Origin of the sequence: Vibrio ishigakensis (assembly GCF_024347675.1) — a bacterium.
Classification (GTDB): domain Bacteria; phylum Pseudomonadota; class Gammaproteobacteria; order Enterobacterales; family Vibrionaceae; genus Vibrio; species Vibrio ishigakensis.
The window spans coordinates 1,440,759-1,466,278 of record NZ_AP024881.1 but is presented as its reverse complement, the minus strand read 5'-3'; the positions used below and the strand labels follow the sequence as shown (position 1 = coordinate 1,466,278).

The 25,520-nt window shown below is 45.2% G+C and carries 17 protein-coding genes; 14 read left to right on the top strand and 3 right to left on the bottom strand.

What is annotated here, in order from left to right; genetic code table 11:
* Window positions 1-9 precede the first annotated feature (9 nt).
* From prc to rmf, 11 genes are all read left to right on the top strand, one after another.
* A complete protein-coding gene (gene prc / locus Pcarn_RS06645; RefSeq protein WP_261835599.1) occupies window positions 10-2,013 on the top strand; it encodes a carboxy terminal-processing peptidase in 2,004 nt (667 codons plus the stop codon).
* Between the two features lie 198 nt (window positions 2,014-2,211).
* Window positions 2,212-2,865: a hypothetical protein gene (locus Pcarn_RS06640; protein WP_261835598.1), complete on the top strand. Its 654-nt coding sequence runs from the start codon at window positions 2,212-2,214 to the stop codon at window positions 2,863-2,865.
* 142 nt (window positions 2,866-3,007) lie between these two features.
* Window positions 3,008-5,611, top strand: a complete 2,604-nt coding sequence (pepN, locus tag Pcarn_RS06635; RefSeq protein WP_261835597.1) for an aminopeptidase N — start codon at window positions 3,008-3,010, stop codon at window positions 5,609-5,611.
* A gap of 224 nt (window positions 5,612-5,835) precedes the next feature.
* Complete coding sequence (locus Pcarn_RS06630) at window positions 5,836-10,683, top strand: NAD-glutamate dehydrogenase (protein WP_261835596.1); 4,848 nt, start codon at window positions 5,836-5,838, stop codon at window positions 10,681-10,683.
* Window positions 10,684-10,727: 44 nt separating this feature from the next.
* Window positions 10,728-11,738 carry a quinone-dependent dihydroorotate dehydrogenase gene (gene pyrD / locus Pcarn_RS06625; protein WP_261835595.1) on the top strand — a complete coding sequence of 337 codons (1,011 nt, stop codon included), beginning with the start codon at window positions 10,728-10,730 and terminating at the stop codon, window positions 11,736-11,738.
* 164 nt (window positions 11,739-11,902) lie between these two features.
* Complete coding sequence (locus Pcarn_RS06620) at window positions 11,903-12,445, top strand: cell division protein ZapC (protein ID WP_261835594.1); 543 nt, start codon at window positions 11,903-11,905, stop codon at window positions 12,443-12,445.
* A gap of 467 nt (window positions 12,446-12,912) precedes the next feature.
* Window positions 12,913-15,036, top strand: a complete 2,124-nt coding sequence (gene rlmKL, locus Pcarn_RS06615; RefSeq protein WP_261835593.1) for a bifunctional 23S rRNA (guanine(2069)-N(7))-methyltransferase RlmK/23S rRNA (guanine(2445)-N(2))-methyltransferase RlmL — start codon at window positions 12,913-12,915, stop codon at window positions 15,034-15,036.
* Entirely contained in the window at window positions 15,033-15,269 is a 237-nt protein-coding gene (locus Pcarn_RS06610; RefSeq protein ID WP_261835592.1) for a glutaredoxin family protein, read from the top strand. Before rlmKL ends, Pcarn_RS06610 begins: the two co-directional genes overlap by 4 nt.
* The gene (locus Pcarn_RS06605) at window positions 15,247-17,166 is read left to right on the top strand and encodes an ABC transporter ATP-binding protein (protein ID WP_261835591.1); all 1,920 of its coding nucleotides are present in this window, start codon (window positions 15,247-15,249) and stop codon (window positions 17,164-17,166) included. Before Pcarn_RS06610 ends, Pcarn_RS06605 begins: the two co-directional genes overlap by 23 nt.
* 6 nt (window positions 17,167-17,172) lie before the next feature.
* Window positions 17,173-19,128: a DUF3466 family protein gene (locus Pcarn_RS06600; protein WP_261835590.1), complete on the top strand. Its 1,956-nt coding sequence runs from the start codon at window positions 17,173-17,175 to the stop codon at window positions 19,126-19,128.
* A 200-nt stretch (window positions 19,129-19,328) separates the two neighbouring features.
* Window positions 19,329-19,502, top strand: coding sequence for a ribosome modulation factor (gene rmf / locus Pcarn_RS06595; protein WP_261835589.1), 174 nt, complete (start codon window positions 19,329-19,331; stop codon window positions 19,500-19,502).
* Window positions 19,503-19,700: 198 nt separating this feature from the next.
* On the opposite strand, the gene fabA is transcribed toward rmf, so the two are convergent.
* Together fabA and Pcarn_RS06585 are read right to left on the bottom strand one after the other, a co-directional pair.
* Complete coding sequence (gene fabA, locus Pcarn_RS06590) at window positions 19,701-20,231, bottom strand: bifunctional 3-hydroxydecanoyl-ACP dehydratase/trans-2-decenoyl-ACP isomerase (RefSeq protein ID WP_261835588.1); 531 nt, start codon at window positions 20,229-20,231, stop codon at window positions 19,701-19,703.
* Between the two features lie 66 nt (window positions 20,232-20,297).
* On the bottom strand, window positions 20,298-21,938 hold the full coding sequence (locus tag Pcarn_RS06585; RefSeq protein ID WP_261835587.1) for a S16 family serine protease: 1,641 nt from the start codon (window positions 21,936-21,938) through the stop codon (window positions 20,298-20,300).
* Window positions 21,939-22,141: 203 nt separating this feature from the next.
* On the opposite strand from Pcarn_RS06585, the gene matP reads away from it, so the two are divergent.
* The 3 genes from matP (at window position 22,142) to Pcarn_RS06570 (ending at window position 24,349) form a co-directional block, all read left to right on the top strand.
* A complete protein-coding gene (gene matP, locus Pcarn_RS06580; RefSeq protein WP_261835586.1) occupies window positions 22,142-22,591 on the top strand; it encodes a macrodomain Ter protein MatP in 450 nt (149 codons plus the stop codon).
* A gap of 10 nt (window positions 22,592-22,601) precedes the next feature.
* A complete protein-coding gene (locus Pcarn_RS06575; RefSeq protein WP_261835585.1) occupies window positions 22,602-22,904 on the top strand; it encodes a DUF3634 family protein in 303 nt (100 codons plus the stop codon).
* A 245-nt stretch (window positions 22,905-23,149) separates the two neighbouring features.
* A complete protein-coding gene (locus tag Pcarn_RS06570; protein ID WP_261835584.1) occupies window positions 23,150-24,349 on the top strand; it encodes an MFS transporter in 1,200 nt (399 codons plus the stop codon).
* Window positions 24,350-24,388: 39 nt separating this feature from the next.
* Here Pcarn_RS06570 and Pcarn_RS06565 read toward each other — a convergent pair whose 3' ends face one another.
* Entirely contained in the window at window positions 24,389-25,423 is a 1,035-nt protein-coding gene (locus Pcarn_RS06565) for a hypothetical protein (protein WP_261835583.1), read from the bottom strand.
* Between the last annotated feature and the right edge of the window lie 97 nt (window positions 25,424-25,520).

The following is a 25,520-nucleotide window of genomic DNA, read 5'->3' as shown; positions in this document are numbered from 1 at the left end:
ATCCTGCGAATGAAAATGCGTGCAAAGATTACGCTGATTGCGGCTAGCGTCATGCTAGCCGCTTCTGCAAATGCGGTAGAAGCAAACCTTTCTCTCGAAAACCTGCCGACCTTGACTCCAGAGGTTCAGCATCAAACTTCGGCAAAGCGTGTTACATCACGTTTTACCCGCTCTCACTACAAGCAATTCAAACTAGACGATCAGTTCTCAGAGCAAATCTTCGATCGCTATCTGAATATGCTCGACTACAACCGCAACTTGTTTACTCAAGCGGAAGTAGACGGGTTTGAAAAATGGCGCACTCAATTAGATGATGCCCTGAAAGCGGGTGATAATACCATCGCATTCGAGCTTTATACTCAGTCCATGCGCAAACGTTTCGAGCGTTTCGACTATGCGTTGGAGCTTCTGGATAATGAGATCAAGTTTGATAAAGATGAATCTATCGAGCTCGACAGAAGTGAAGCAGCTTGGCCGAAAAACGAAGCTGAAATCGATGAGTTGTGGCGCAAGCGTGTAAAATACGATGCGTTGAATCTGGCACTTACTGATAAAGAGTGGCCAGAGATCAAAGAGGTTCTCACTAAGCGTTATAACAATGCCATGAAGCGCATCTCACAGACTCAAAGTGAAGATGTGTTCCAGCTTTATATGAACGCCTTTGCGCGCTCAGTGGATCCACACACTAGCTATTTGTCACCGCGTAACGCAGATACGTTCCAATCTGAGATGAATCTTTCTCTTGAAGGAATTGGTGCGGTATTGCAGATGTCTGATGACTACACTGTTATTCGCTCTCTAGTAGCGGGTGGTCCTGCAGCTAAGAGTAAAGAGCTGGGTGAAGGCGATCGCATTATCGGTGTTGCCCAAGAAGGTGGCGAGGTTGTTGATGTTATCGGCTGGCGTCTAGATGATGTGGTTGACCTTATTAAAGGACCGAAAGGTTCCAAGGTGATTTTGCAGATCTTGCCTGAAGGCAAGGATGCGAAAAGCCGCAGCGTCACTATTGTACGTGACAAGGTTCGCCTAGAAGACCGCGCAGTTAAGTCTGAGGTCATTGAAAAAGATGGCAAGAAGTTTGGCGTACTAGAAGTACCTAGCTTCTATGTGGGTCTTTCAAAGGATACAGATAAGTTGATCAGCGAGCTTAAAGAGCAAAACGTTGATGGCATCTTGGTTGACCTTCGAAACAACGGCGGTGGTGCACTATCTGAAGCGACCGCACTTTCTGGTCTGTTCATTGTAAATGGTCCAGTAGTACAGGTGCGTGATAGCTATGGTCGCATTAATGTTAACGCCGATACCGGTGATAGCATCAGTTATGACGGCCCGCTTACGGTCTTGATCAACCGCTACAGTGCTTCTGCATCTGAGATCTTTGCCGCTGCAATGCAAGATTACGGTCGAGCCATTATCCTGGGTGAAAACTCATTTGGTAAAGGTACGGTTCAACAGCACCGCTCGCTAAATCATATCTACGATCTGTTCGATAAAGAATTAGGTTACGTGCAGTACACCATTCAAAAATTCTATCGAATCGATGGTGGTAGTACTCAGAACAAGGGTGTAGTCCCAGATATTCAGTATCCAACGCCAATCGATCCGGCTGAAACCGGTGAGAGCGTAGAGGACAATGCACTACCTTGGGATAGTATCGAGGCGGCAAGCTATAAAAAGCTTAACGATGAAACTGCATTGATAAGTGAACTGACCAAGCAACATGAAGCTCGCGTTGCGAAAGATCTAGAATTCAAATTTATCCAAGACGACATCACTCGTTATAAAGCGGAGAAAGATAACAATCTATTATCTTTGAGCCGTGCTGCGCGTGAGAAAGAAGCGGATGAAAAAGAAGCTGAACGTTTAGAGCGCATCAATGAGAGACAAAAGGCACACGGTGAAAAACCGTTTAAGACTTTGGATGACATTCCAAAGGATTACGAAGCGCCGGATGCTTATCTTGATGAATCCATCGCCATCATGGTGGACATGCTAAACGACACGCAAAGCTAATAATTTAAGCTGACTGTTTTAAAGCCCTGATGTAGAAATACATTGGGGCTTTTTTGTTGTTAAGCAGTGCATTTGCTCATTTATTCCTTGATAAGCTAGTGATATAACCGAATAAAAATGTGATTTTGGTCAAATTTTTTCGCGTTATCGTACAAGTCTACCTAAGCTTAAAAATGTTCAGGGAGTGAGGGATACACGATGCGCAAACTAATAATGACCATTATTCTAGCTGCCATCTCTTTTGGCAGTGTGGCAGAAGATAAACTAAAGCCACAGTTTCAATATCCGTTCTTGTTGGGTGAGTGGTATGTAAATAACCCTAACCCAGATGAAAACGCCGCTTTTCGTGCTATTCGAATTCAGTTCGACTCAAACTTTGTGTTTAAGATAGATGTTCAAAAACTCGATTACTCGCTAGAGCATTGGCAAGGAACATACAACGCGAGCGATGATACCTTAGTGCTGGGTCTTAACACCTCGACTCCACAAATCTACGAGTACAAAACTACGCACAACAAACTTAACCTTAACGGTATTACCTTTGTAAAATCCCTGAGCATGCCAATTGCGGGCATTTGGTCGAGCACGTCACTGTCCGGTGACGACATTCTTGCCAGCAAGGTGGCGAAGCTTGATCTTATCCTTCAGCCTGATTTTGTATTTATGTTTAGAGCCAGTGGTGACGATGGCGAAGAAACTATTAAGCGTGGTATCTACTATATAGAGAACGATCAATTAGTTCTTCTTTATGAAAACGGGGAAACTTCCTCAAGTTATTCATTGGTCGACGATACCTTGACCTTGTCGGGAGAAGGGGTAGACATGCAAGCCGAACTCGCTCGGGTGCGGTAAATATATTCAATCGGTTGAGGCGCCTATGGGCGCCTTTTCTTATTTACGCACACTTTTCAATCACACACTCCGCTCAAGCTTGTATTTTTTCGTAGAAAGGAGGAATCTAGCTTCTTCTACTTTGCAAAACCAAGGAAAAGGAATGAAAGACGCAACCTCTGCTCAACCAACCGCCAAATATCGCAAAGACTATCAGCCACCTTCACATACTATCTCTCACGTAGACCTTAACTTTGACTTACATGAGTCAGCAACCAAGGTAGTGGCAACTTCTCAAGTAAAAGCGCAAGGGGAGGCAAACACCCTTGAACTTCATGGCGAACAACTTTCTCTAACTAGCATTCTGGTTAACCAGCAACAGTGGACCGACTTTGAACAAAAAGAAGATGGCCTGGTGATTTCAAACCTTCCATCTGAATTTGAATTGGTGATCACCACCGAAATTGACCCATCTGCCAATACAGCCCTTGAGGGTTTGTATATGTCAGACGGTGCATTCTGTACTCAATGTGAGGCAGAAGGATTTAGACGTATTACCTATTTCTTGGATAGACCTGATGTACTGGCTAAATACACAGTAACTGTAGAAGCGGACAAAAAGGCGTTCCCGTTCTTGCTCAGCAACGGTAACAAGATTGATTCTGGTGAGGCAGAAAATGGTCGTCATTGGGTGAAGTGGCAAGACCCGCATCCAAAGCCAAGCTATCTATTTGCCTTGGTAGCAGGGGACTTTGATCAGCTCGTCGATAGATACACCACGCGATCTGGCCGTAGGGTTGACCTTGAGATCTTTGTCGATAAAGGCAATCTAAACCGCGCGCATCACGCTATGTTGAGCCTTAAGAACTCGATGAAGTGGGATGAGGATCGTTTTGATCTTGAATACGATCTTGATATTTATATGATCGTTGCAGTGGATTTTTTCAACATGGGTGCGATGGAGAACAAGGGCCTGAATGTCTTTAACTCCAAGTACGTGCTTGCGGATCAAGAAAGTGCTACAGATACCGATTATCTTGGTATCGAAGCGGTGATCGGTCATGAGTATTTCCATAACTGGACCGGTAACCGTGTTACCTGCCGTGACTGGTTCCAATTGAGTCTAAAAGAGGGCCTAACTGTATTCCGCGATCAAGAATTCTCGTCCGATCTTGGCTCTCGCGCAGTGAACCGCATTAACAATGTACGCATTATTCGCGGTCCTCAGTTTGCAGAAGACGCTAGCCCTATGTCTCATCCGATCCGCCCAGAGAAGGTGATCGAGATGAATAATTTCTACACCTTAACTGTTTATGAAAAAGGCAGTGAAGTGATCCGTATGATCCATACCTTGCTTGGTGAAGAGAACTTCCAGGCAGGTATGACGCTCTACTTCGAGCGTCACGATGGTACGGCGGCAACCTGCGACGATTTTGTGGCGGCAATGCAAGATGCCTCAGGTGTCGATCTTTCTCAATTCAAGCTTTGGTACAGCCAATCAGGCACACCAGTGGTGAATGTTGAAGACAGCTATGACGTGACTACCAAGACCTACAGCCTGACTATCAAGCAGCACACCCCAGAGACGGCAACACAGAAAGAGAAGCACGCACTGCACATCCCGTTTGATATCGAACTATATCGTCAAGACGGCAGTGTGATCCCGCTTATTTCTGATGGTAAGGAGCAGGGCTCTCTTCTTCATGTTACTCAAGATAGCCAAACCTTCGTGTTTGAAAATGTAGATGAAAAGCCAACGCCATCGCTGCTACGTGAATTTACCGCGCCAGTAAAACTTGAGTATGACTACAGTGAAGAGCAACTGGTGCTACTTATTGCCTGCGCCACCAACGAAGTTGCGCGTTGGGATGCGTCTCAGTCTCTAATGGGGCTGTATATTAAGAAGATGGTCGAGCAGAAAGAGAAGGTTGCGCTCAGTGATGAAGTAGTCAATGCATTGAAATCTCTTCTACTGGATAAGAGTGCGGACAAGTCATTGGTTGCTGAGGCATTGCTTCCACCTCCATACAACGAGGTTTCCGGTTGGTATGAAACTATCGATGTGGATGCCGTATTAGATGCGCTGGATGCGCTTCGTTTGAATATCGCTACTAGTCTAGAAAGCGAGTTGGTTGAGGTATACCGAGCGCTTACTGCTAGCGACTACGATATCTCTCATTCGAGCATGGCTAATCGCAAACTGCGTAATCTATGCCTGCGTTATCTCTCTCTGACCGAGAATCATGATGGGCTTATTGAGGCTCAATATGCGGACAGTGATAACATGACCGATACCATGGGCGCGCTTCAAGCGGCAAACTGTGGTTCGGTTAAGGCTCGCGAAGACCTAATGACGTCGTACAGTGATAAGTGGTCGCACGATGGATTGGTGATGGATAAGTGGTTTGCTCTGCAAGGGACTTACCCAACTGAAGAGGCTTTGGATAAGGTGCACGCTTCTATGCAGCATGAGGCGTTTAGTCTGCAAAACCCAAACCGTATCCGCAGCCTAGTAGGCAGCTTCTTGTCTAATCCATACGCGTTCCACGCCAAAGATGGTTCAGGTTATAAGTTTGCTGGTGAAATCTTGGAGAAGCTTAACGAAAGCAACCCTCAAGTTGCATCGCGTTTGATAGACCCATTGCTTAAATTTGCTCGTTACGATGACTCGCGTAAGGGCATGATGCGCAAAGAGCTAGAAACTCTGCGTGCGAATCCTAAATTGGCGAAAGATCTATTTGAAAAAGTAGAGGCCGCACTTAAGTAAGTGTTAATTTTTGAGCAAAAGGCTTGGTTTGTACCAAGCCTTTTTTAGTTTTAAGTTCAAGGACTAATCCTACTTATTAACAGATGCTTCACACATATTGGAGATTTTCGAGATTTGTGACTTTAATGGGTTAACAGAGTTGAAATAAAAACCTTACAATACGCGCAACAGATAGAGATATCTGCCCCATACTTAGAACAATAAAATCTAGATGGAGTGTTCCAATGAACGCACGTGAACCCCTAGTCCCAGTCCTTCTCGAGAAAGTGTATAACTTAATTCAGGACAAGGTTGCTGCCGAACATCAAAAGGTAGTAACTCAACTCGCAAAACACCTATTCAGTCATATCTCCCACGACGACCTTATCTCACGCAACGAATCGGATCTTTATGGTGCGGTTGTGAGTCTTTGGCAGCATATGAAAGAGACGCCGCACCAAGAATTATCGGTGCGTGTATTTAACCCAACCCTTAGCCGACACGGCTGGCAATCTACTCACACCATAGTAGAGATCTTGCTACCGGACAGTCCATTCTTGGTAGATTCTATTAAGATGACGCTCTCACGTCTTGGACTATCTAGCCATGTGATGTTGCATGGTCCTGCGCAAATCAATGTAAACAAGCAGGGTAAGATTGAAGATATCAACGCCGGTAAAACAGGCACTGAGCTTCTTTCAGTTTTCCATCTTGAGGTGGATAGGCTGAGCAATAAAGCGCAGATGCAAGAGCTTGAAAGCGAACTGTTTAGCGTGCTTGGTGATGTGCAGGCGGTGGTCAACGATTGGCAGCCTATGTCGAAGGCGCTGAATGATGTCGTTAAACAAGTAAAATCTCTTGAGAAAATCAAGAGCATCGACAACGAGCATATCCAAGAGGCCATCGACTTTCTGAACTGGGTTGGTGACCACAACTTTACCTTTATGGGCTACAAAGAGTATCGCCTTGTTGATCAAAAAGACGATCAGCTTCTTGAGCCTACAGAAGAAAAGGGACTTGGCCTACTTGCTGATCCATCGCGCGTTCGCGCCACTAAGCTCTCTGAGTTTTCAGAGTCCGCGCGCAATGAGGCGAACAAGCCGTACATTCTGATCCTAACCAAGGGTAATCGTCCATCACGAATTCACCGCCCAGCTTATAACGACTATATCGGTGTTAAGACCTTCGATAAGAACGGCAAGGTGATTGGTGAGCATAGATTTACTGGTCTTTATACCTCAGCGGTGTATAACCAAAGCGTTGAGCGTATTCCATTAGTACGAAACAAGGTTGCTCGTATCCTTGAAAGCAGTGCTTACCTGAACGGTTCGTATGCCTTCAAAGCGCTACACAATATCCTGGAAACCTATCCGCGCGATGAGCTTCTTCAAGCGGATGAAGAGGAGCTATTGCAAACGGGTATCGGCGTAGTCCAGATGCAGGATCGCGATATGATCCGCTTGTTCGTACGCAAAGACCCGTTTGGTCGATTCCTTAGTTGCATGGTGTATGTCACCAAGGATAGATACAACACCGAGCTTAGACGTCAGACCCAGCGAATTTTCAAGCGTGTATTTAATACCGAGCAAGAAGTAGAGTTCACGACCTATTTTTCTGAAAGCCCTCTGGCTCGCACCCACTATATTGTGCGTATCGAAGACGATGATCTTGAGTTTGATATCAAGAGCATCGAGCGAAATCTGATGGAGGTTTCCTCTACTTGGGGTGATAGGCTAAAACAAGCCATCATTGCTAATTTAGGTGAAAGCAAAGGTCTGCCTTTAGCCAAGCACTATATGGATGCGTTCCCACGCTCCTACCAAGAAGCGGTACTGCCAAACTCTGCAGTTGCGGATATTGAGCGACTGCAAAAGCTGGATGAAGAGAATCCGCTAGGCATGTTGTTTTACCGTCCACAAGAAGAGCTGGTGGATAGCAAGGTTGTGCATCTTAAGCTGTATCACAAAGACAGGCCGATCCATCTATCAGATGTGATGCCTATGCTGGAGAACTTTGATCTTAGAGTGATCGGCGAGTCTCCTTATCAGATCACCACAGCCAATGGCGAGACGTATTGGATCCTAGATTTCTCCATGCTGCACAAGGGCAGCAATGCCGTTGATTTTAATAAAGCGCGCGACAGATTCCAGCAAGCCTTTGCAGGTGTATGGCAGGGCGTGTTTGAAAACGACGGCTTCAACCGTTTGGTTCTTGGAGCAGGTCTTACTGGCCGTGAGGTAACTATCCTTCGCGCGTACGCCAAGTATATGCGTCAGGTAGGCTTCCCATTCAGTCAGGACTATATTTGCGGAACACTGGCAACCCATCCAAAATTGGCAACTCATATCGTTTCTCTATTTAGTAAGCGATTCGATCCTAAAGAAAAGGGAAGCGAAGCGCCCCAGGTTAAGCTTATCGAGCAGATCAATGCTCAGCTTGAGAAAGTAGAGAGTCTAGATGATGACCGCATCCTAACTCGTTATGTAGAGATGGTCCGAGCGACCTTACGTACCAACTTCTATCAGGTGAATGAAGAGGGTGAACCTAAGGCGTGTCTTGCTCTTAAACTTGCACCAAGAGAGATTCCAGAGATCCCGCAACCTGTGCCTCACTATGAGATGTTTGTATACGCACCGGATATTGAGGGTGTGCACCTGCGCGGTGGCAAGGTCGCACGTGGTGGTCTTCGTTGGTCCGACCGATTTGAGGATTATCGCACCGAGGTGCTTGGTCTGGTTAAAGCGCAGCAGGTTAAGAATACTGTGATTCTGCCGGTAGGTGCGAAAGGTGGCTTTGTCTGTAAGAAGCAACATCTATTCACTAGCCGAGATGAGATTTTTGCCGAAGGTCAGCGCTGCTACCGTGCGTTCATCAGTTCACTGTTGGATGTGGCAGATAACGTCGTAGAAGGTAAGGTTGTGCCGCCAGCGAATGTGGTTCGTCACGATGATGATGATCCGTATTTCGTAGTTGCGGCGGATAAGGGCACTGCGACCTTCTCAGATATCGCAAATAGCGTTTCTGAAGCATACGGTTTCTGGCTAGGAGATGCGTTTGCATCTGGCGGTTCGAACGGTTACGACCATAAGGTAATGGGTATTACCGCCAAAGGTGGTTGGGAATCAGTTAAGCGTCACTTCCGTGAGATCGGCATTAACTGTCAGACCACAGACTTCACCGTTATCGGTGTAGGTGATATGGCAGGGGATGTATTTGGTAACGGTATGTTGCTGTCGAAACATATTCGACTGCAAGCCGCCTTTAACCATCTGCACATCTTTATCGATCCAAATCCAGATTCAGCCAAGTCTTATGTTGAGCGTGAACGTCTGTTTAATACGCCAAGAACCGGTTGGGATGATTACGATAAGTCATTGATCTCAAAAGGTGGTGGTGTCTTCTCTCGTAAAGCTAAATCAGTGACGTTGTCACCTGAAATTAAGAAGATGCTGGGTGTATCTAAAGATTCGATGACGCCAAATGAACTGATCAAAAACATCCTGTGCATGGAAGTGGATCTTCTATGGAATGGTGGTATCGGCACCTATGTGAAATCGTCGAAAGAGACGCATTCTGATGTAGGTGACCGCGCCAATGATTCTCTGCGCATCAACGGTAATGAGCTTAAAGCGAAGATCGTTGGCGAGGGTGGTAACCTAGGTCTGACTCAGCTTGGGCGTATCGAGTTTGCTTTGCATGGCGGCCGCGTAAATACCGACTTTGTTGATAACGTAGGCGGTGTAGATAGCTCGGATAACGAAGTAAACATTAAGATCTTGCTTAACTCAGTAGTAGCGAATGGCGATCTTACCTTCAAGAAGCGTAACCAGTTGCTAAACGTTATGGAGAACGAGGTTTCCGACATCGTACTTCAAGATGCCTACAACCAGTCTGAGTCTATTTCGGTCTCTGAAGCGCAGGGCGTTGCTGGCGTAAAAGAGCAGATGCGCTTTATTCATACTCTGGAAAAAGCAGGCCAGCTAGACCGCCAGTTGGAATATATCCCTGATGATGAACAGCTTCTAGAGCGCGAAAAGCAAGGGCAAGCGCTGACTAGACCTGAGCTTTCTGTGCTGGTGGCCTACGCGAAAATGCTGTTAAAAGAACAGCTTGCGGTAGAAGCCATCAGTGAAGATGAGCATCACAGTAAACTGCTAGTGAACTACTTCCCAACTGAGTTACGTGGTAACTTTAACAAGGAGATCCATCAGTATCCATTGCGTAAAGAATTGATCGCAACCGTGCTTGCTAACGATATTGTTAACGAGATGGGCTGTAACTTCGTGACTAGACTTCAAGAAGAGACGGGCGCAAGTGTGGTCGACATAGCCAATGCATTTGCGGCGTCAAAAGAGCTGTTCCATTTCGACAAAACGTTCGAGAAGATCCGCCAACATGACAACCGTCTACCAACCTCAGTTCAATACGAATTGATGTTTATGATTCGTCGTATCCTTCGCAGACTAACCCGTTGGATGCTGCGCAACCGTTCACAGAAGAGTAGCGTAACCGAATTGGTTGCTCGCTTTGAAAAAGATGTGGCGATTGTGGTTGATAAGCTAGATGAACTACTGGTTGAAGAAGAGGTTCAGCAACACAATGAGCAAGCGAAAGCTTGGATTGAGCAGGGCGTTGATGCCGAAGTTGCCAACTATATCTCAAGACTGTCGAGCCTGTATTGTTGCTATGATATCTCCATTGCGGCTAAAGAGTGCAACACCACAGTAGAGCGTGCGGCTAAACTGTACTTCCACTTGGGTGATAAGTTGTCTCTTCACTGGTTCCTATGGCAGATCAACAATCAGGTGGTCGATAATCATTGGCAAGCATTGGCTCGAGCCGCCTTTAGAGAAGATCTGGATTGGCAACAACGCCAGTTGACAGTCCAAGTTCTCAACTGCGGTTGTGGTGATTCACTGGATTCGGTTGAGCAGACCATAGAAAACTGGATGCATAACAATAAAGAGGCGTTATCCCGCTGGGAGAACACGCTTAAGGAGTTTAAAGTGGGTAATGTGCATGAATTTGCAAAATTTTCCGTGGCATTACGAGAACTTATGCTTTTAAACTTGAATTGTGAAGCAACTAAGTAAATAATACAGCCCCGTTTATTCGGGGCTTTTTTTTCGGAGGCAGAATGCTCTACCGTCTCGCCAGAACTGGCATATTTCAACTCGACGCTGAAACAGCGCACGATCTTGCAATTAAATATCTTCCTAAAATGACGGGCACTCCGCTCGATCTATTTTATCGTCAGCAACTGCCAAACCGTCCTGTGGAATGTATGGGACTTACCTTTAAAAACCCAGTAGGCCTTGCAGCAGGCCTAGACAAAAACGCCGAGTGTATCGAAGCGTTTGGTGCTATGGGTTTTGGTTTTATCGAGGTAGGTACAGTTACACCACGTCCGCAACCAGGCAATGACAAGCCTCGCATGTTCCGTCTGCTTGAAGCAGAAGGTATCATTAACCGTATGGGTTTCAATAACCTAGGTGTGGATGCTCTTGTAGAGAACGTGAAGAAGTCGACCTACGATGGTGTGCTTGGTATCAACATTGGTAAGAACAAAGATACCCCAATCGAAGAGGGTAACAGCGATTATCTTATCTGCATGGAGAAGGTGTATCAGTACGCGGGTTATATCGCGGTGAACATCTCATCTCCAAACACTCCAGATCTTCGTAGCCTGCAATACGGTGAAGCACTGGATTCTCTACTGAGCGAGCTTAAAGCTAAGCAAGCTGAACTAGAAGAGTTACACGGTAACTATGTTCCACTAGCTCTTAAGATCGCACCAGACCTAAGTGATGAAGAGATCAGCCAAATCTGTCAGTCTTTGCTGAAGCATAAGATTGATGGTGTTATCGCAACTAACACTACGCTAGACCGCAGCGTTGTTGAAGGCATGAAGCATGCAGATGAAATGGGTGGCCTAAGCGGTCGTCCGGTTCAACTGCGCAGCACCGAAGTCGTTAAGAAGCTTCATCAAGAATTGGGCGAAGAAATCCCAATCATTGGTGTAGGTGGCGTTGACTCTTACGTTTCTGCGAAAGAGAAGATGCAAGCGGGTGCTAAGTTGGTTCAAGTGTATTCTGGTTTCATCTATCACGGTCCAACTCTGGTTCGTGACATTGTCAAAAACCTGTAGATTTGTAATCTTTAAAATCAATAAGTTATAGAAAAGGGGGAAGTGGTTTTCCCCTTTTTTTTTCGCCTCCTGTTTGTAGAATTAGCCAAAAGTAACGTAGACCTCGATTTCAGAGGGAGCTGTAACGTCTTACTTAAACAAGGTTTTGAGACAGGGCGAAGGGTATGCTTAAGTTAAGCGACACATGGAATTGGTATTACGACGAGGAGAAATCTTCGTTGATGCTAGAGATCAGCGAGGAAATGGTTTTCCGCGCCGATTTGCCACGCAAAGTTTTGGTAGAGTCTGCGTTTAAACCTCAACCATTCTCAGTTGAAGATGCACATCTGTATGAGATGTTCCAGCACTCGGTAAGAGGGCTCGATATCTCGGTTCCGCGCCAGGCGGAACTTATCCTTAAGGCCGTCACGGTCAAGCGCTTCCATAAGCCGGTTCAGCCCAAGAGCTGGTTCTTTGATTCCTGCGGCGACGACTATCAACCCGAAGAGGGTGAGATCGTTGAGCTGAGCAATGGACTCAACAGTGGGGTGTTTTTGGTGGTAGAGGCATCAGAAACCGCCAGTATCGTGGTTTCGGTCAATCTAGAGGACTTCTACTTAACCGAAAGCAAGACCTTAGCGTTCTGTCAGCCTATCAAGGTTATGCACGATAGAATGCGCCCAGCTAACGCTATCTACACACAAACAAACATTCGCTTGGTTTCTTAATACCAAGCTGCAAATTCCCCTCAAGAGCCGTTTCTGACTATCCCAGAAACGGCTCTTTTTTTGTGTCTGCAAACTTATCCGTACTCCAACATCAAGAGCTAAGTGTCCAAACTGTTAGCTCAAATCAAAATAATTTCATTTTTTTAAACCCATTAGAGGGCAGTTTTCGTCCTAGAATTGTCCGTATTGCATCATTTATTTCCCTGTTTGAGCTCATTTGTAGGTTAATTACATACATAAAGTGGTTCTGGTATATACCAAAATGCAAGAGAATAAGTATTCACTTCCAAAACAAGAGCCATTTTTAGGTAAAGAAGAAAGTGAGGCGGTATGGAGTGGACTGGTAACAAACCTTCATTTGTTGTGGTGGAAAGTTAGGCGTTTGGAGGCAAGAATCTGAGAAATATCGGTATTTCAAACGATTAAGGTTTATAATTGTCACCATTTTTCATTGATTAGTGACCAACATGCATCAATACCTAGCGGTTACCGCAAACGGCTTAGAAAACCTCCTTGTAGATGAGCTGACCCAATTAGGGATTCGCGATCCAAAACCTGTACAAGCAGGGGTGAGATTTAAGGCGGATTTAGAACAGATTTATCGTGCTTCTTTGTGGAGCCGCACAGCTTCAAGATTTGTGCGCGTATTGGCAGAGTTCCAATGCCAGGACGATATGGATCTGTATCTCGCGGCAACAGCGGTTCGTTGGTCATCACACTTCGATTCAAGCAAACGCTTTGTTGTGGACTTCAACGGTACCAACCGTGAAATTCGTAACAGTCAGTACGGCGCAATGAAGGTAAAAGATGCCATCGTTGACAGCTTTACCAAGCAGGACCTGCCAAGACCACAGATCAGTAAAGATCAACCTGATCTTCGTGTGCACGTAAGACTTCATAGAGACAAGGCAATCCTTGGTATCGACATGGTCGGCCAGGCACTTAACCAACGTGGCTATCGCACAGAATCAGGTCGTGCACCGCTGCGTGAAACCCTAGCTGCGGCTATTGTAATGCGCAGTGGTTGGGATAAAGCCTCTCCACTGGTAGACCCTATGTGCGGCTCCGGTACCTTGCTAATTGAAGCGGTAATGTGGGCAGCAAACGTCGCACCTGGTCACGCTCGTAAAGACTGGAGCTTAGAGAATCTAAAAGACTTTGATTATGAACTGTGGACGGAGGTTAAATCTGAAGCGCGCGTTCAAGGTCGCCGTGGTATCGCTAAGTTTGATCAACCGATTGTGGGTTATGACAACGACAAGCGAGTGCTTGAAACCGCTCGTAAGAATGCTAAACGCGCAGGCATTGAAGACTTAATCGATTTCCGACTAGGTGATGCAACCAAGGTTACAGCTCCTGAATCTGAGCTTAAAGGCGCTTTGGTGTGTAACCCTCCGTATGGTGAGCGTCTGGGCACTGAGCCAGGTCTTATTGCTCTGTATTCTGAATTTGGCGCACAGCTGAAGAATGAGTTTGGTGGCTGGAAGGCCTCTATCTTCTCGAGTTCTGATGAACTGCTTAGCTGTTTACGTATGCGTGCTGATAAGCAATATAAAGTAAATAACGGCGCACTTAAGTGTCTGCAAAAGAACTATTCAATCTCTGATTCGGGCGCACGCACTGGCGAGAGTAAGGATCAAGTGATTGCACCAGATTTTGCCAACCGTCTTAAGAAGAACATCGGCAAGATAGGTAAGTGGGCTAAGAAGGAGAATCTAGATAGCTATCGTATCTATGATGCTGACCTTCCTGAATACAATGTAGCGATCGACGTATATGGTGACCACCTTGTGATTCAAGAATATGCTGCACCTAAATCAATTGAAGACCACGTAGCTAAGCGCCGATTGACCGACGTTATCCGCGCTTCTGTACAGGTAACAGGTGTAGAGGCTAATAAGGTTGTGCTTAAGGTGCGTCAAAAGCAGAAGGGCACTAATCAGTATCAAAAGCTCGCGCAAAAGCAGCAAGAGATGCGTGTTAACGAGTATGGTGTTCAGCTTAAGGTAAACCTATTCGATTACCTAGATACTGGCCTGTTCCTAGACCATAAACTGACTCGTCGTATGCTAGGTCAAATGTCTCAAGGCAAAGACTTCTTGAACCTGTTCGCTTACACCGGCAGTGCGACCGTACATGCTGCAAGCGGCGGTGCGAAATCTACCACTACAGTGGATATGTCTAAGACCTATCTAGAGTGGGCGCAAGAGAACCTTGCGATTAATGGCCATAAGGGCCGTGCACACCAGTTTGTTCAGGCGGATTGTTTGCAGTGGCTTGAGAAAGCGCAGGGCAGTTATGATCTTATCTTTATCGATCCGCCGACATTCTCAAACTCAAAGCGTATGCAGCAGACGTTTGATGTACAGCGTGACCACATTGTTTTAATGCGTAACCTAAAGAGATTGCTTCGAGCGGGTGGCACTATCGTATTCTCAAATAACAAGCGTCACTTCAAGATGGATATGGATGCGCTTTCTGAGTTAAACCTTAAAGCGCGCAATATTTCGGATAAGACCCTTCCATTGGATTTCTCTCGTAATAAGCACATCCACAACTGTTGGTTGATCACTCATGAGGAAGAGGCGTGATTCGTCTCTTTAGCACAGAAGGGTGCCACCTGTGCGAGCAGGCGTATGCCATGCTCGTCGAATTGGGCGCGGATGTGGAAGTCGTGGATATCGCCTTTGATGACGAGCTATTTTCTCGTTACGGCGTCACTATTCCTGTGGTTAATCTTAATGGTGAAGAGCTCAATTGGCCCTTTACCATTGAAACTCTTAATTCTTGGTTAGAGATAAATGGCATTACTAACAATTCATAACGGACAATTGGCGTTTGGCGATCTACCTCTTTTGCAAAACGCTGACTTCCAACTTCAAGAGAACGAACGCGTCTGTTTAGTAGGGCGCAACGGTGCTGGTAAATCCACCATGATGAAGGTGATTGCTGGTGACATCCAGATGGATGATGGTCGCATCCAGATCCAACAAGATGTAGTTGTATCGCGATTAGAACAAGATCCACCTCGTGACCAAGAGGGTACGGTCTTTGATTATGTCTCTGAAGGTCTAGCCGAGATTGGCACTCAGCTCAAGATCTATCAAGATCAGCTCGATCTTGTGGCAACTGAGCCTACTGACCGTAACATCAATAAGCTGGCTAAGATCCAAGAGCAGCTTGAACATAGCGGCGCATGGCGCTTTGAAAGCCGCATCACCAACGTTCTAGGTGCACTTCAGTTGGACGGGCATACCAAGCTTACCGACCTCTCTGGTGGTTGGCAGAGAAAAGCAGCCCTTGCGCGCGCTTTGGTAAGAGACCCTGATGTATTGCTTCTAGATGAGCCTACTAACCACCTTGATGTTACTACTATCGAGTGGCTAGAGACCTTCCTAAAAGACTTCCGCGGTTCAATCATCTTTATTTCTCACGACCGTAGCTTTATCCAGTCAATGGCGACTCGTATCGTTGATCTTGACCGTGGCAAACTTGTTTCTTATCTGGGTAACTACAAGCAGTACCTAGTGGACAAAGAAGAAGCGTTGCGCGTAGAAGAGATGCAGAACGCCGAGTTTGATAAGAAGCTTGCGCAAGAAGAGGTATGGATTCGTCAAGGCATTAAGGCCCGCCGTACACGTAATGAAGGGCGTGTGAGAGCGCTTAAACAGCTTCGTAGAGAGCGAAGCGAGCGTTTGAATGTTCAAGGTAAGGTAAATCTGAATATCGATGATGCGGCCAGAAGCGGCAAGATCGTATTTGAGGCAAACAATCTTGGGTATGCCATCGATGGTCAGAAGATTGTTGATGACTTTACTTTCTCAGTAATGCGCGGAGATAAGATTGCTCTTATCGGGCCTAACGGTTGTGGAAAGAGTACGCTTTTAAAACTCATGCTAGGGGAGCTTTCTCCATCTGAGGGCAAACTTCACTGTGGTACTAAGCTAGAAGTGGCTTATTTTGACCAATATCGCGAAGCGCTCGATCCAGAAAAGTCGGTTATCGATAACCTAGCCGATGGTAAGCAAGAAGTAATGGTAGGCGGACGAGAGCGTCACGCTCTTAGCTATCTTCAAGATTTCTTATTTTCACCAAGACGAGCACGCTCTCCAGTAAAAGCGCTCTCTGGTGGTGAGAAAAACCGCCTTCTTTTGGCTCGAATCTTCCTTAAATCGAACAACTTATTGGTGCTCGATGAACCAACTAACGATTTAGATATCGAAACATTGGAACTTTTAGAGGATTTGCTTGCCAATTATCAGGGGACCTTGTTATTGGTGAGTCACGACCGTGAGTTTGTCGATAACACAGTAACCACAAGTTGGATCTTCGAAGGTAACGGCAAGATTGAAGAGTTCGTTGGTGGATATCACGACGCTCAACAGCAACGTTCTCAAGCAAAACAGGCTAGGGGCGGTGTGTCAGTTCAGGCTAAACCGGAGAAATCCAAGTCAAATAACAAGCCAGATGTGAAGTCGGCTAGTAAGACGAACAAAAAGTTATCCTACAAGTTGCAACGTGAGTTAGAATCACTTCCGCAATTGTTAGAACAACTTGAGCAAGATATAGAAGCTCTTCAAGAGAAGGTGAATGACCCCAGCTTTTTCACCTCAGCCGTTGAGGAAACACAACCAGTGTTAGAAGAGCTTGCGAATAAAGAGCAAGAATTGGAAATCGCCTTTGAGCGCTGGGAAGAGCTCGAAGAGATGCAACAGGACTAAGATATAGTGAAACGCAGTAATATCTTTAAACTTTCTACCGTCGCCACCTTGGTGACGGTGTCACTAGGTGCAAATGCAAGTCTTTATAACGTTGAGATGGTGAGTCCTAGCGTTACAGCTAATGAATTCTACGGAAGCGCAATTTCTCCTGCAGATACTTTAACTGCCACTGGTGGTGTCGAAGAAAAAGGCACACTGGCAGGTGATACGCGTGATGGTACCGATGGATTTCCATTTCGAGAAGAAGCGCCATTCGGTATCGATAACAACTTTTATTACCTCGATTGGGATGATCTAGAAAGCTATTGCTATCGAGAGCGCGGCTATAACAGTTGTGAAAACTGGGCGAGCCGTGAGTGGAATGGTATCAATAATGCTGGTGGCCTGCAGCGTGAGCGCGAAGCATTTACTCAAGGTTATACCTCCAATGCTAGAGGCTTCTCTGGTACAAGCGCAATTATGCTAAATCCTACCAGCGATTATACGCCGGGGGATACCTCAGGTGGCGCAACACCAGAAGCAGATAGCAACAATGTAACGGTCAATAAATTCAGCGCTTCTGGTGACGTTATTGGTAGCACGAGTAGCGGCTACTACAACGTTAACGGTAACTATGGGTTGGCGTATCGCGAGCGTGGCTTCATCGGTAATACTATCTTATTACCTCGCCAAGACGGCGATAATATTGTCAAGCTCATGGGGCGCACCATGGCGTTTGATTCGTTCACTTACACAGGCACCGATAATGTAGAGAGAACCTATGTAGTGGGCAGTGCCGCTGTGACTCCTTTTAACTATAACGATGGCGATAAAAATTATCGTGGCAGTGTTAGCAGTTGTTTTAATGATGACGATCCAGGCAGCTTAGAAGCATGTCAAAACTTTGCTTTTTCAACTAAGGGTTACGTTTGGGAATCTACTGATCCACTCTCTGGTTTGAGTGTTTCTACGTGGCCTAATACTAAGGATAATGATGATACTACAGGCTGGCGAGATGATACTTCTTACATGGGAAGTGTCCGTGGAGCGGTAGTGCGAGATCCGAGTGTAGACACATCTCTTTCATCTACACCATACGACGAAAAGCCTGTTCTTGTGGGTTACAACACCTATCGTGATGACAACAATCTGCTAATGCAAGCTGCAGTTTTCTATCCAAAAGAGGGCTTTAGTGATGTAGCAGCTGATCAGTGGGATACCAAGTTCATCCGTCGCGTTGAGGTTGAACAGGATGGTGATTACATTTACTCAAACTCTAAAGCGACTGATATCAACAACAACCTACTAGTGATCGGTGAGGCTAAGCGTCGTGGTGATAAGCCATCGAATGGTGCAGCTAATAACCGACTATTTGTTGCTGATGCGTCTGAGGGTGAGCCAGAAGCGATTTTCCTTGAAGACTCAGGACAATCTATTTTCTTCAATAGCGCCGGCGGTCAGGCAAAAGCAGTTAACAATCACAATGAAATCGTTGGTGTTATCGATGCAGAGTCTGCTCGAGAATATAACGGGAAACAACGCCGTCAAAGAGGTTTCATCTATCCATATAGTTTCGAAGGTACTAACGCAGCACGCGCAGCTAAGTTCCAGAACAAAGCTTGGTGGTTAGATGATTTGACTAACGACGGCCAAGTTGATGGTAACAACAACAAGTTCCGTATCGTAGCCGCGTCGGATATTAATGAAAAAGGTGAGATATCTGCGACAGCTCTTTACTGTGCAGAAGGTTACGATAATACAGGCCACAACGCATATTGCGGTGGTGGTACAGGTGTTGAGAAGGTCGTTGCTGTTAAGCTAGTTCCAACCATCGATTTGGATTCTGAAGACGATACTGTGCCTGTTCCAGCTATTGAACCACGTAGTGTTGAACAAGCCCCAATCGAACGCCAAGGCGGTAGTTTCGGTCCATGGATGCTTGGTTTGCTTGGCCTAGTTGCGTGGAATCGTCGACGTAAATAGTTCCGAGTAATTATTCAAAAAAAGGACAGCTTCACATTTTGAAGTCTGTCCTTTTTTTTGCCTTGAGAAATCTTCGTTTTTGGTCGAATCTTATATAGGGTCGTTAATCAGCTGCGCATTCTCACGGCTAACTAATTAGATCGACAAACGACGAAGTGCAGGGCCCTCAGATTTGTGTATTTATGTTAGAGGAATTAACTATGAAGAGACAAAAGCGTGATCGTCTAGAACGAGCTCAGTCCCAGGGTTATAAAGCGGGTCTTAACGGTCGCTCTAGCGAAACCTGTCCTTACCAACAAGTAGATGCAAAATCATATTGGCTAGGCGGTTGGAGAGACGCGAAAGATGACATAGAGTCTGGTCTTTTTAAATAACAACCTCAACAACGGAGTAAGACCCCTATATGGGGTCTGATTTTATATATCTTAACGCACTATAACTAAATATATTTAACACCAAAATATAAATCCATAACCAACGTAACTTACACAACTTATTCTTTAGGGGAGAGGGAGCACGAAAAAACCGCACTAAAGAGTGCGGCTCAATATAATTTCTATAGCTGTACTGCCTTAGAAGTTTGACGTATCTTGGAATAGCCCAACTTTAAGATCTTTAGCTACGTAGATTTCTTTGCCATCTACTAGTACGCGGCCATCGGCCATACCCATAACTAGTTTACGGTTAACTACACGCTTCATGTGAATTTCATAAGTCACTTTCTTCGCTGTTGGAAGAACTTGGCCAGTAAACTTAACTTCACCAACACCTAGTGCGCGACCTTTACCTTCGCCACCGATCCAACCAAGGAAGAAACCAACAAGCTGCCACATTGCATCTAGACCAAGACAACCAGGCATTACAGGGTCACCTGGGAAGTGACAATCGAAGAACCATAGGTCTGGTTTGATATCCAGTTCTGCAGTAATAAGACCTTTGCCAAACTCACCTTCGGTTTGTGACATCTTAGTCACACGATCCATCATTAGCATATTTGGTGCAGGAAGTTGAGGTCCTTTAGGGCCAAAAAGTTCGCCGCGGCTCGATGCCAACAGGTCTTCCAGGTCGTAAGAGTTTGCTATATCGCAAGGTTTTTGTTGCATTTTCTCGGTTCTCCAATTTTTAGAAATTGCATCTTATGTGAATCAGTGCAGGTGCTACAACTCCGATCAGTCCCTAAATAGCGTCCTTTTTAGGCGATCGAACCATTTCTCGTCCAAATCGTGATGATTGAGACGATCTATACGCTCTGCAATCTTGTTTAATATTGTGTCGTTGTCTTCGCCTCTAAATTCTTGCCCGGTGATAATTGGCAGTGCTTCATCGACGTTCTCTACACTCCAGATATGGAACTTGCCTTGCTTGATGGCATCAATCACGTCTTTGTGTAGTGACAAATGTCTGAGATTAGATTTCGGCAGAACAACACCCTGATCACCGGTTAAGCCTTGGTGCGCACAAACGTAATAGAAGCCTTCAATCTTCTCGTTTAGTCCACCTACGGCCTGTACTCGACCGAATTGGTCTACTGCGCCTGTTACAGCGATGTTTTGTTTGAGCTCATAGCCAGATAGTGCGCTTACTAGGGCGCATAGTTCGGCAAGGGATGCACTGTCACCATCGACCTCGCTGTAAGACTGCTCAAATACAATAGAGGCAGAATAGGGAAGCGGCTCATCCAAATCTAAGGCGCTGCTGAGGAATGCTTGCATGATCATCATGCCTTTTGCATGCAAGTTACCGCCGAGTTCAGCCTTTCGCTCTACATCGGAAATATCACCGTCGCCAAAGTGCATGACACAAGAGATACGCGCAGGCTCGCCGTACGAAACAGGATGACCTGGGATATCAATAACGGTTAAGCCGTTTACCTGACCAACTTGCTGGCCTTGTGTCTGGATCAGAACCTGACCTTCAAGAATGTCATCTAGGGCACGGTTTGGTAGGTAAGATTCGCGGTAATAACGACCTTCAAGGGCTTTATCTAAGTGATCGGCTTCAATGGTCTCGCCATTAGACTCGATAGCACTCTCACGTATAAGCGAAAGAATCCATTGCTGTGACAATGGTGCGAAGTGTTGTTCTTCGCATACGCGAGCGCCAGCGGTTAGAAAGCGAGTGATAGCTTCTTGAGAGAGATCGGGTAATCCGTTTAGTCTAACCAAGCTTGCAACATAACCAAGGTAGTGAGCAGAGCTCGATTGCGTGATTCGAATATCTGTCTCAATTTCAGCGAATAAGGTAAGTGATGAGCTGTAACTAGGGTCTAGATAATCCAGATCACCTAGCTGATTGCGATCACCAACAATAATCACGCGAACGCTACTATTAAATGCTTGCTGATTATCTAGGTTTTGTTTGCCCGTATTGATGCGCTTTATCGATTCACCTGAAATAAGGGCACGTATTGCTACCAATAGCTTTGGATTCACCAGTACCGAATTAGCAGAAAGGATCAGATACCCATCGTCGTAACTTTCTAGAAGGCCTATGCGTGTGTGGCATTCATTATCATCAACAACATAGCTACCCACAATCTCATCGATTTCAATCGACTCCGAATAACCAACTTTCGAATTAGTAAAAGCTTGCAAAGCACTTGCAAGATTACGACGTTCATAAACAGTATCTGCACCATTTATCACCATCAAAGGTGCTGCTTGTTTCAACTCGCAGAATCGCTTTAGAGAAGCATTCAAACGAGGCTGAAGATCTGAAAAGGTACAGTCACTGTATTGAAAAAGAGAGAGGTTTGAGTCGATGACTTGGTCATATTGCGGAGTAGCAAGGCGCCAATCTATTGAGTTCATGTGGTACTCGGTGAATTTTGTATCTGCTCAGTATACCGAAGCGAGCTAGAATTATCTGGAAAATTTGAAAGTTCAGTGGGCTTGAACTCCGTTATTCGCAAAATTAATGTGTTTGGTAACACATTAATAAACTTGACGCGTTGTAAAAAAGAGTATTTACAGTTACGCTGTCACCGTGCGCTTAAAAATCTGGGTTATTATCGATGAAATATCAACAACTTGAAAATCTTGAATGTGGCTGGAAATGGAATTACTTGATAAAGAAATGGAAAGAAGGCGAGGCCATAACAAGACACATCGATAGTAGCGAAGATGCAGCTGCAGTGGAGTTATTGCGCAATATTGAGCACGAACCAACACTTGTTTTAGATTGGATAGACAATCACATGTCTCTTGAGTTGGATAAGAAACTCAAGCAAGCCATCCGAGCGAAGCGCAAGCGTCACTTTAACGCCGAACAGGTCCACACTCGTAAAAAGTCCATCGATCTTGACTATCGTGTATGGGAAAAACTTTCACAGCGCGCCAACGAGCTCGGTTGCACCTTGTCAGATGCTATCGAGTATCTAGTCACTGAGGCGTCACGCAGTGAAAAAGCAAACAAAAAAGTAAGCTCACTAAAGGAAGACCTAAGCAAGTTGCTATCAGACTAAGGAGAAGTCGATGCTGTATGTGATTTTAATCGCGGCCATTTTGATATTTGCCATCGTTTTCTACGACAAGCCGTTAGCGGTGTACGTGTTCAAAGATGGAGAACTGGCAAGTAGCAAAGGCGATACAGACAAACAGTTTATTAATCGCAGCAGAGAGATAGCACGCAAACATCCATTCTCTGGAACAGTTAAAGTTTACAAGCGTCGCAAACAATACAGTGCCAAGTTTTCAAAGAACATTCCAAACAAGGTTAAGCACAATCTAAGAGAGCAATTGCCAGGCTCGAAAGCACACCATAATAAGAAGCGCTAAGTCTAGGATTTAGCGCTTTAATAGCAATAAATAAAGTGCGCATAATGTATATTATGTTAAATAAGATTTATTGATTTCTACATAACCTTAGATATATGTCCCTTCTCTCATTCTATTTACTTTAAAACTCTCATCGTCATGCGCATTACTTGCAAACTTTTAAATCTGCAATCAAATGCTTACACCTATTTGTTTTAACGAAACTTCTCTATAATCCTTTCTTCCTTTTCTTTAAATGAATCCATGTGAACGCTACCTCTCAATCAACAGCGCGCTTTAGTGCGTCTCGACATCTTTGGATTGCTCTCGCCGGTATCTTGTTGCTGGCGATAAATCTACGTGGACCATTTACCAGTTTGGCGCCGCTGCTTGAACAGATCATGCAGTCTTTGAATCTGAGCACCACTGTCTTGGGTTTACTGTCTTCGTTGCCACTAATTACCTTTGCGTTCGTTTCTCCGTTTGCATTACCACTTCTGAAACACTTACAGCTCAAAAAAAGCATTTGTTTTGCGCTGCTGAGTATCTTCGTTGGCATCTTGCTTCGTTCTGGCGGCCATGTTGTCCTTCTTTGTATTGGCACTATTTTTATTGGCATTGGCATAGCTATTGGTAATGTTTTGTTGCCTGTAGCGGTTAAACAGTCATTTCCTTACCGAATTGCGGTCATTACCTCTTTATATACTTTTGCTATGGGCATTGGCTCGACTTTGACCTCCGCTACTATGGTTCCTCTAAGCCATTGGAATCCAAGTACAGTCTCAGGTTGGCAATTTGCCTTGATGTTTAATCTGTTATTGACCATACCTGCACTACTATTTTGGCTTTTAAATAAAGACAAGAATGCTGAGCAAGGAAAAGCAGCCAAGCTACCTTTAACGCGTGTGCTCAAAAGCGCTGTAGCGTGGCAAGTAACGTTAGCAATCGGATTAAACTCAGTTACCTTTTATGCCTTTTCATCTTGGCTTCCGAAAATCCTAATTGATTCAGGCATGCCTGAAACCGATGCTGGCTATATCTATGGTTTCTTGCAGTTTGCGACCATCTGGCCAGGCTTGGTGTTGATTCCTTTTCTGGCTCGCCTCAAAAGCACTCAAATATTAATTCTCAGTACTGCTGTCGGCACAGTTACAAGTGTTCTAGGTTTGATGATCGCGCCTCAGTTTGCGATTTTCTGGACACTACTGTTTGGTTTCTGTAACTGTGCGACCTTCGTTATTGGCCTCTCGTTTGTGGGCCTTCGCACTAACAGTGGCGAAGAAGCTGCGGCTCTTTCGGCAATGTCTCAAAGTTTTGGATACCTGATTGCGACCTGTGGTCCACCGATTCTTGGTCTCATTCATGAATTAACTGGCAGTTGGAACTGGGCATTGAGCATAGTTATTGTGACAGGGTCACTATGCGCACTGTTTGCAGGTTTAGCGGCAAGAGATAAGAAAGTTTAGAAAAACAAAGGCCAAGCGTTCTATGCTTGGCCTTTTAAGTTATTGTATTTGCTTAACTTCTCTTATCTTAAAGTCAGCAAAGTAGACTTCATCCTGGTCTTGGTTGAGCTCATCTTCGGCATTGAGCGAGCGATAAATCCCCCACTTTGGTCTGACGAAATTGTCTTCTCCACCATCTAGACCAGAGCGCCACAACTCCAGATTAGACTCGTTGATCTCTATCATTGGTTTGCTTGCACCTAGTGGAGTGATGCTCATATATAAGCTACCGGTTTCGCTATAATCAACTCTAACAAAGGCCTCTAACCATTGACCTTGGATATCATTGCTCCAAGAAACATCATCCATATAGGCGGTGTGCGCTAATGTATTGTTCTCTGTCTTTCCTGTGGTTTTGTCTGCGTAATGTGTATGACGCACCTCTAGACCGCTTTTGTTGCTTCTAACATTGGCGGTGATAGTGAGAAGCGGACTGCTAACGTTGATGTTATCCGCCGCATCTTTACCTTTCACGGGTTTTAACTGGAATAAATGAGTGAAATGCTTGGTGACTTTGAGGTCATCACCAACCTTAAATTTCCAGCTGTACTCGAAGGTTTTACCCAAGAAGCCTTTGAGCTTGTCATCGGATTTATCATAAACCTTGATCTCATTGCGCTGTCTGTCGTCACGGCCTTTATCACGATCACCATCATCGAAATGTATGATGAATTTAAAGTAGTTCCCCACCAAATCATCATAGCCTTGAATAATATGTGAGCCGCCATTTGGATCGTTGTTGCTATATAGATCTGGGGCTTCTATTGAGCCTTTGCCAAAAACACTTTCGATTAAATCGTAAGTATCTTGACCACACAGCCCCTGCGAAATTAAAGAGGTAGAGCTTATATCTTCATAATGACCAGAAGAGACGTTGTGCGTATTTTCAACACTAGGTAGAGTTGAAACGGTTGAACTTGAACATTCCTCTACTGGAGGCGGATCGTTAGTCTCACCAGGTCCAGAAGATCCACCACTTCCGCCACAACCAACGAGGGCTAAAACCAATGCAGATGTAAGAACACTCTTGTACATAAGGATACTTTTTGTAACATTGAACATGAGTTCAACATAGCATCGGCATAAATATATTTGTCTTACAATATATGTAGAATGTTAACTGCGTTGGATT

Bases quoted from the DNA above. Each gene is read 5' to 3' on its own strand.
- prc (WP_261835599.1), top strand. From the start codon at position 10: ATGAAAATGCGTGCAAAGATTACGCTGATTGCGGCTAGCGTCATGCTA.
- rmf (WP_261835589.1), top strand. From the start codon at position 19,329: ATGAAGAGACAAAAGCGTGATCGTCTAGAACGAGCTCAGTCCCAGGGT.
- Pcarn_RS06605 (WP_261835591.1), top strand. From the start codon at position 15,247: ATGGCATTACTAACAATTCATAACGGACAATTGGCGTTTGGCGATCTA.
- Pcarn_RS06640 (WP_261835598.1), top strand. From the start codon at position 2,212: ATGCGCAAACTAATAATGACCATTATTCTAGCTGCCATCTCTTTTGGC.
- Pcarn_RS06565 (WP_261835583.1), bottom strand. From the start codon at position 25,423: ATGTACAAGAGTGTTCTTACATCTGCATTGGTTTTAGCCCTCGTTGGT.
- Pcarn_RS06620 (WP_261835594.1), top strand. From the start codon at position 11,903: ATGCTTAAGTTAAGCGACACATGGAATTGGTATTACGACGAGGAGAAA.
- Pcarn_RS06585 (WP_261835587.1), bottom strand. From the start codon at position 21,938: ATGAACTCAATAGATTGGCGCCTTGCTACTCCGCAATATGACCAAGTC.
- rlmKL (WP_261835593.1), top strand. From the start codon at position 12,913: ATGCATCAATACCTAGCGGTTACCGCAAACGGCTTAGAAAACCTCCTT.
- Pcarn_RS06630 (WP_261835596.1), top strand. From the start codon at position 5,836: ATGAACGCACGTGAACCCCTAGTCCCAGTCCTTCTCGAGAAAGTGTAT.
- Pcarn_RS06575 (WP_261835585.1), top strand. From the start codon at position 22,602: ATGCTGTATGTGATTTTAATCGCGGCCATTTTGATATTTGCCATCGTT.
- matP (WP_261835586.1), top strand. From the start codon at position 22,142: ATGAAATATCAACAACTTGAAAATCTTGAATGTGGCTGGAAATGGAAT.
- fabA (WP_261835588.1), bottom strand. From the start codon at position 20,231: ATGCAACAAAAACCTTGCGATATAGCAAACTCTTACGACCTGGAAGAC.
- pepN (WP_261835597.1), top strand. From the start codon at position 3,008: ATGAAAGACGCAACCTCTGCTCAACCAACCGCCAAATATCGCAAAGAC.
- pyrD (WP_261835595.1), top strand. From the start codon at position 10,728: ATGCTCTACCGTCTCGCCAGAACTGGCATATTTCAACTCGACGCTGAA.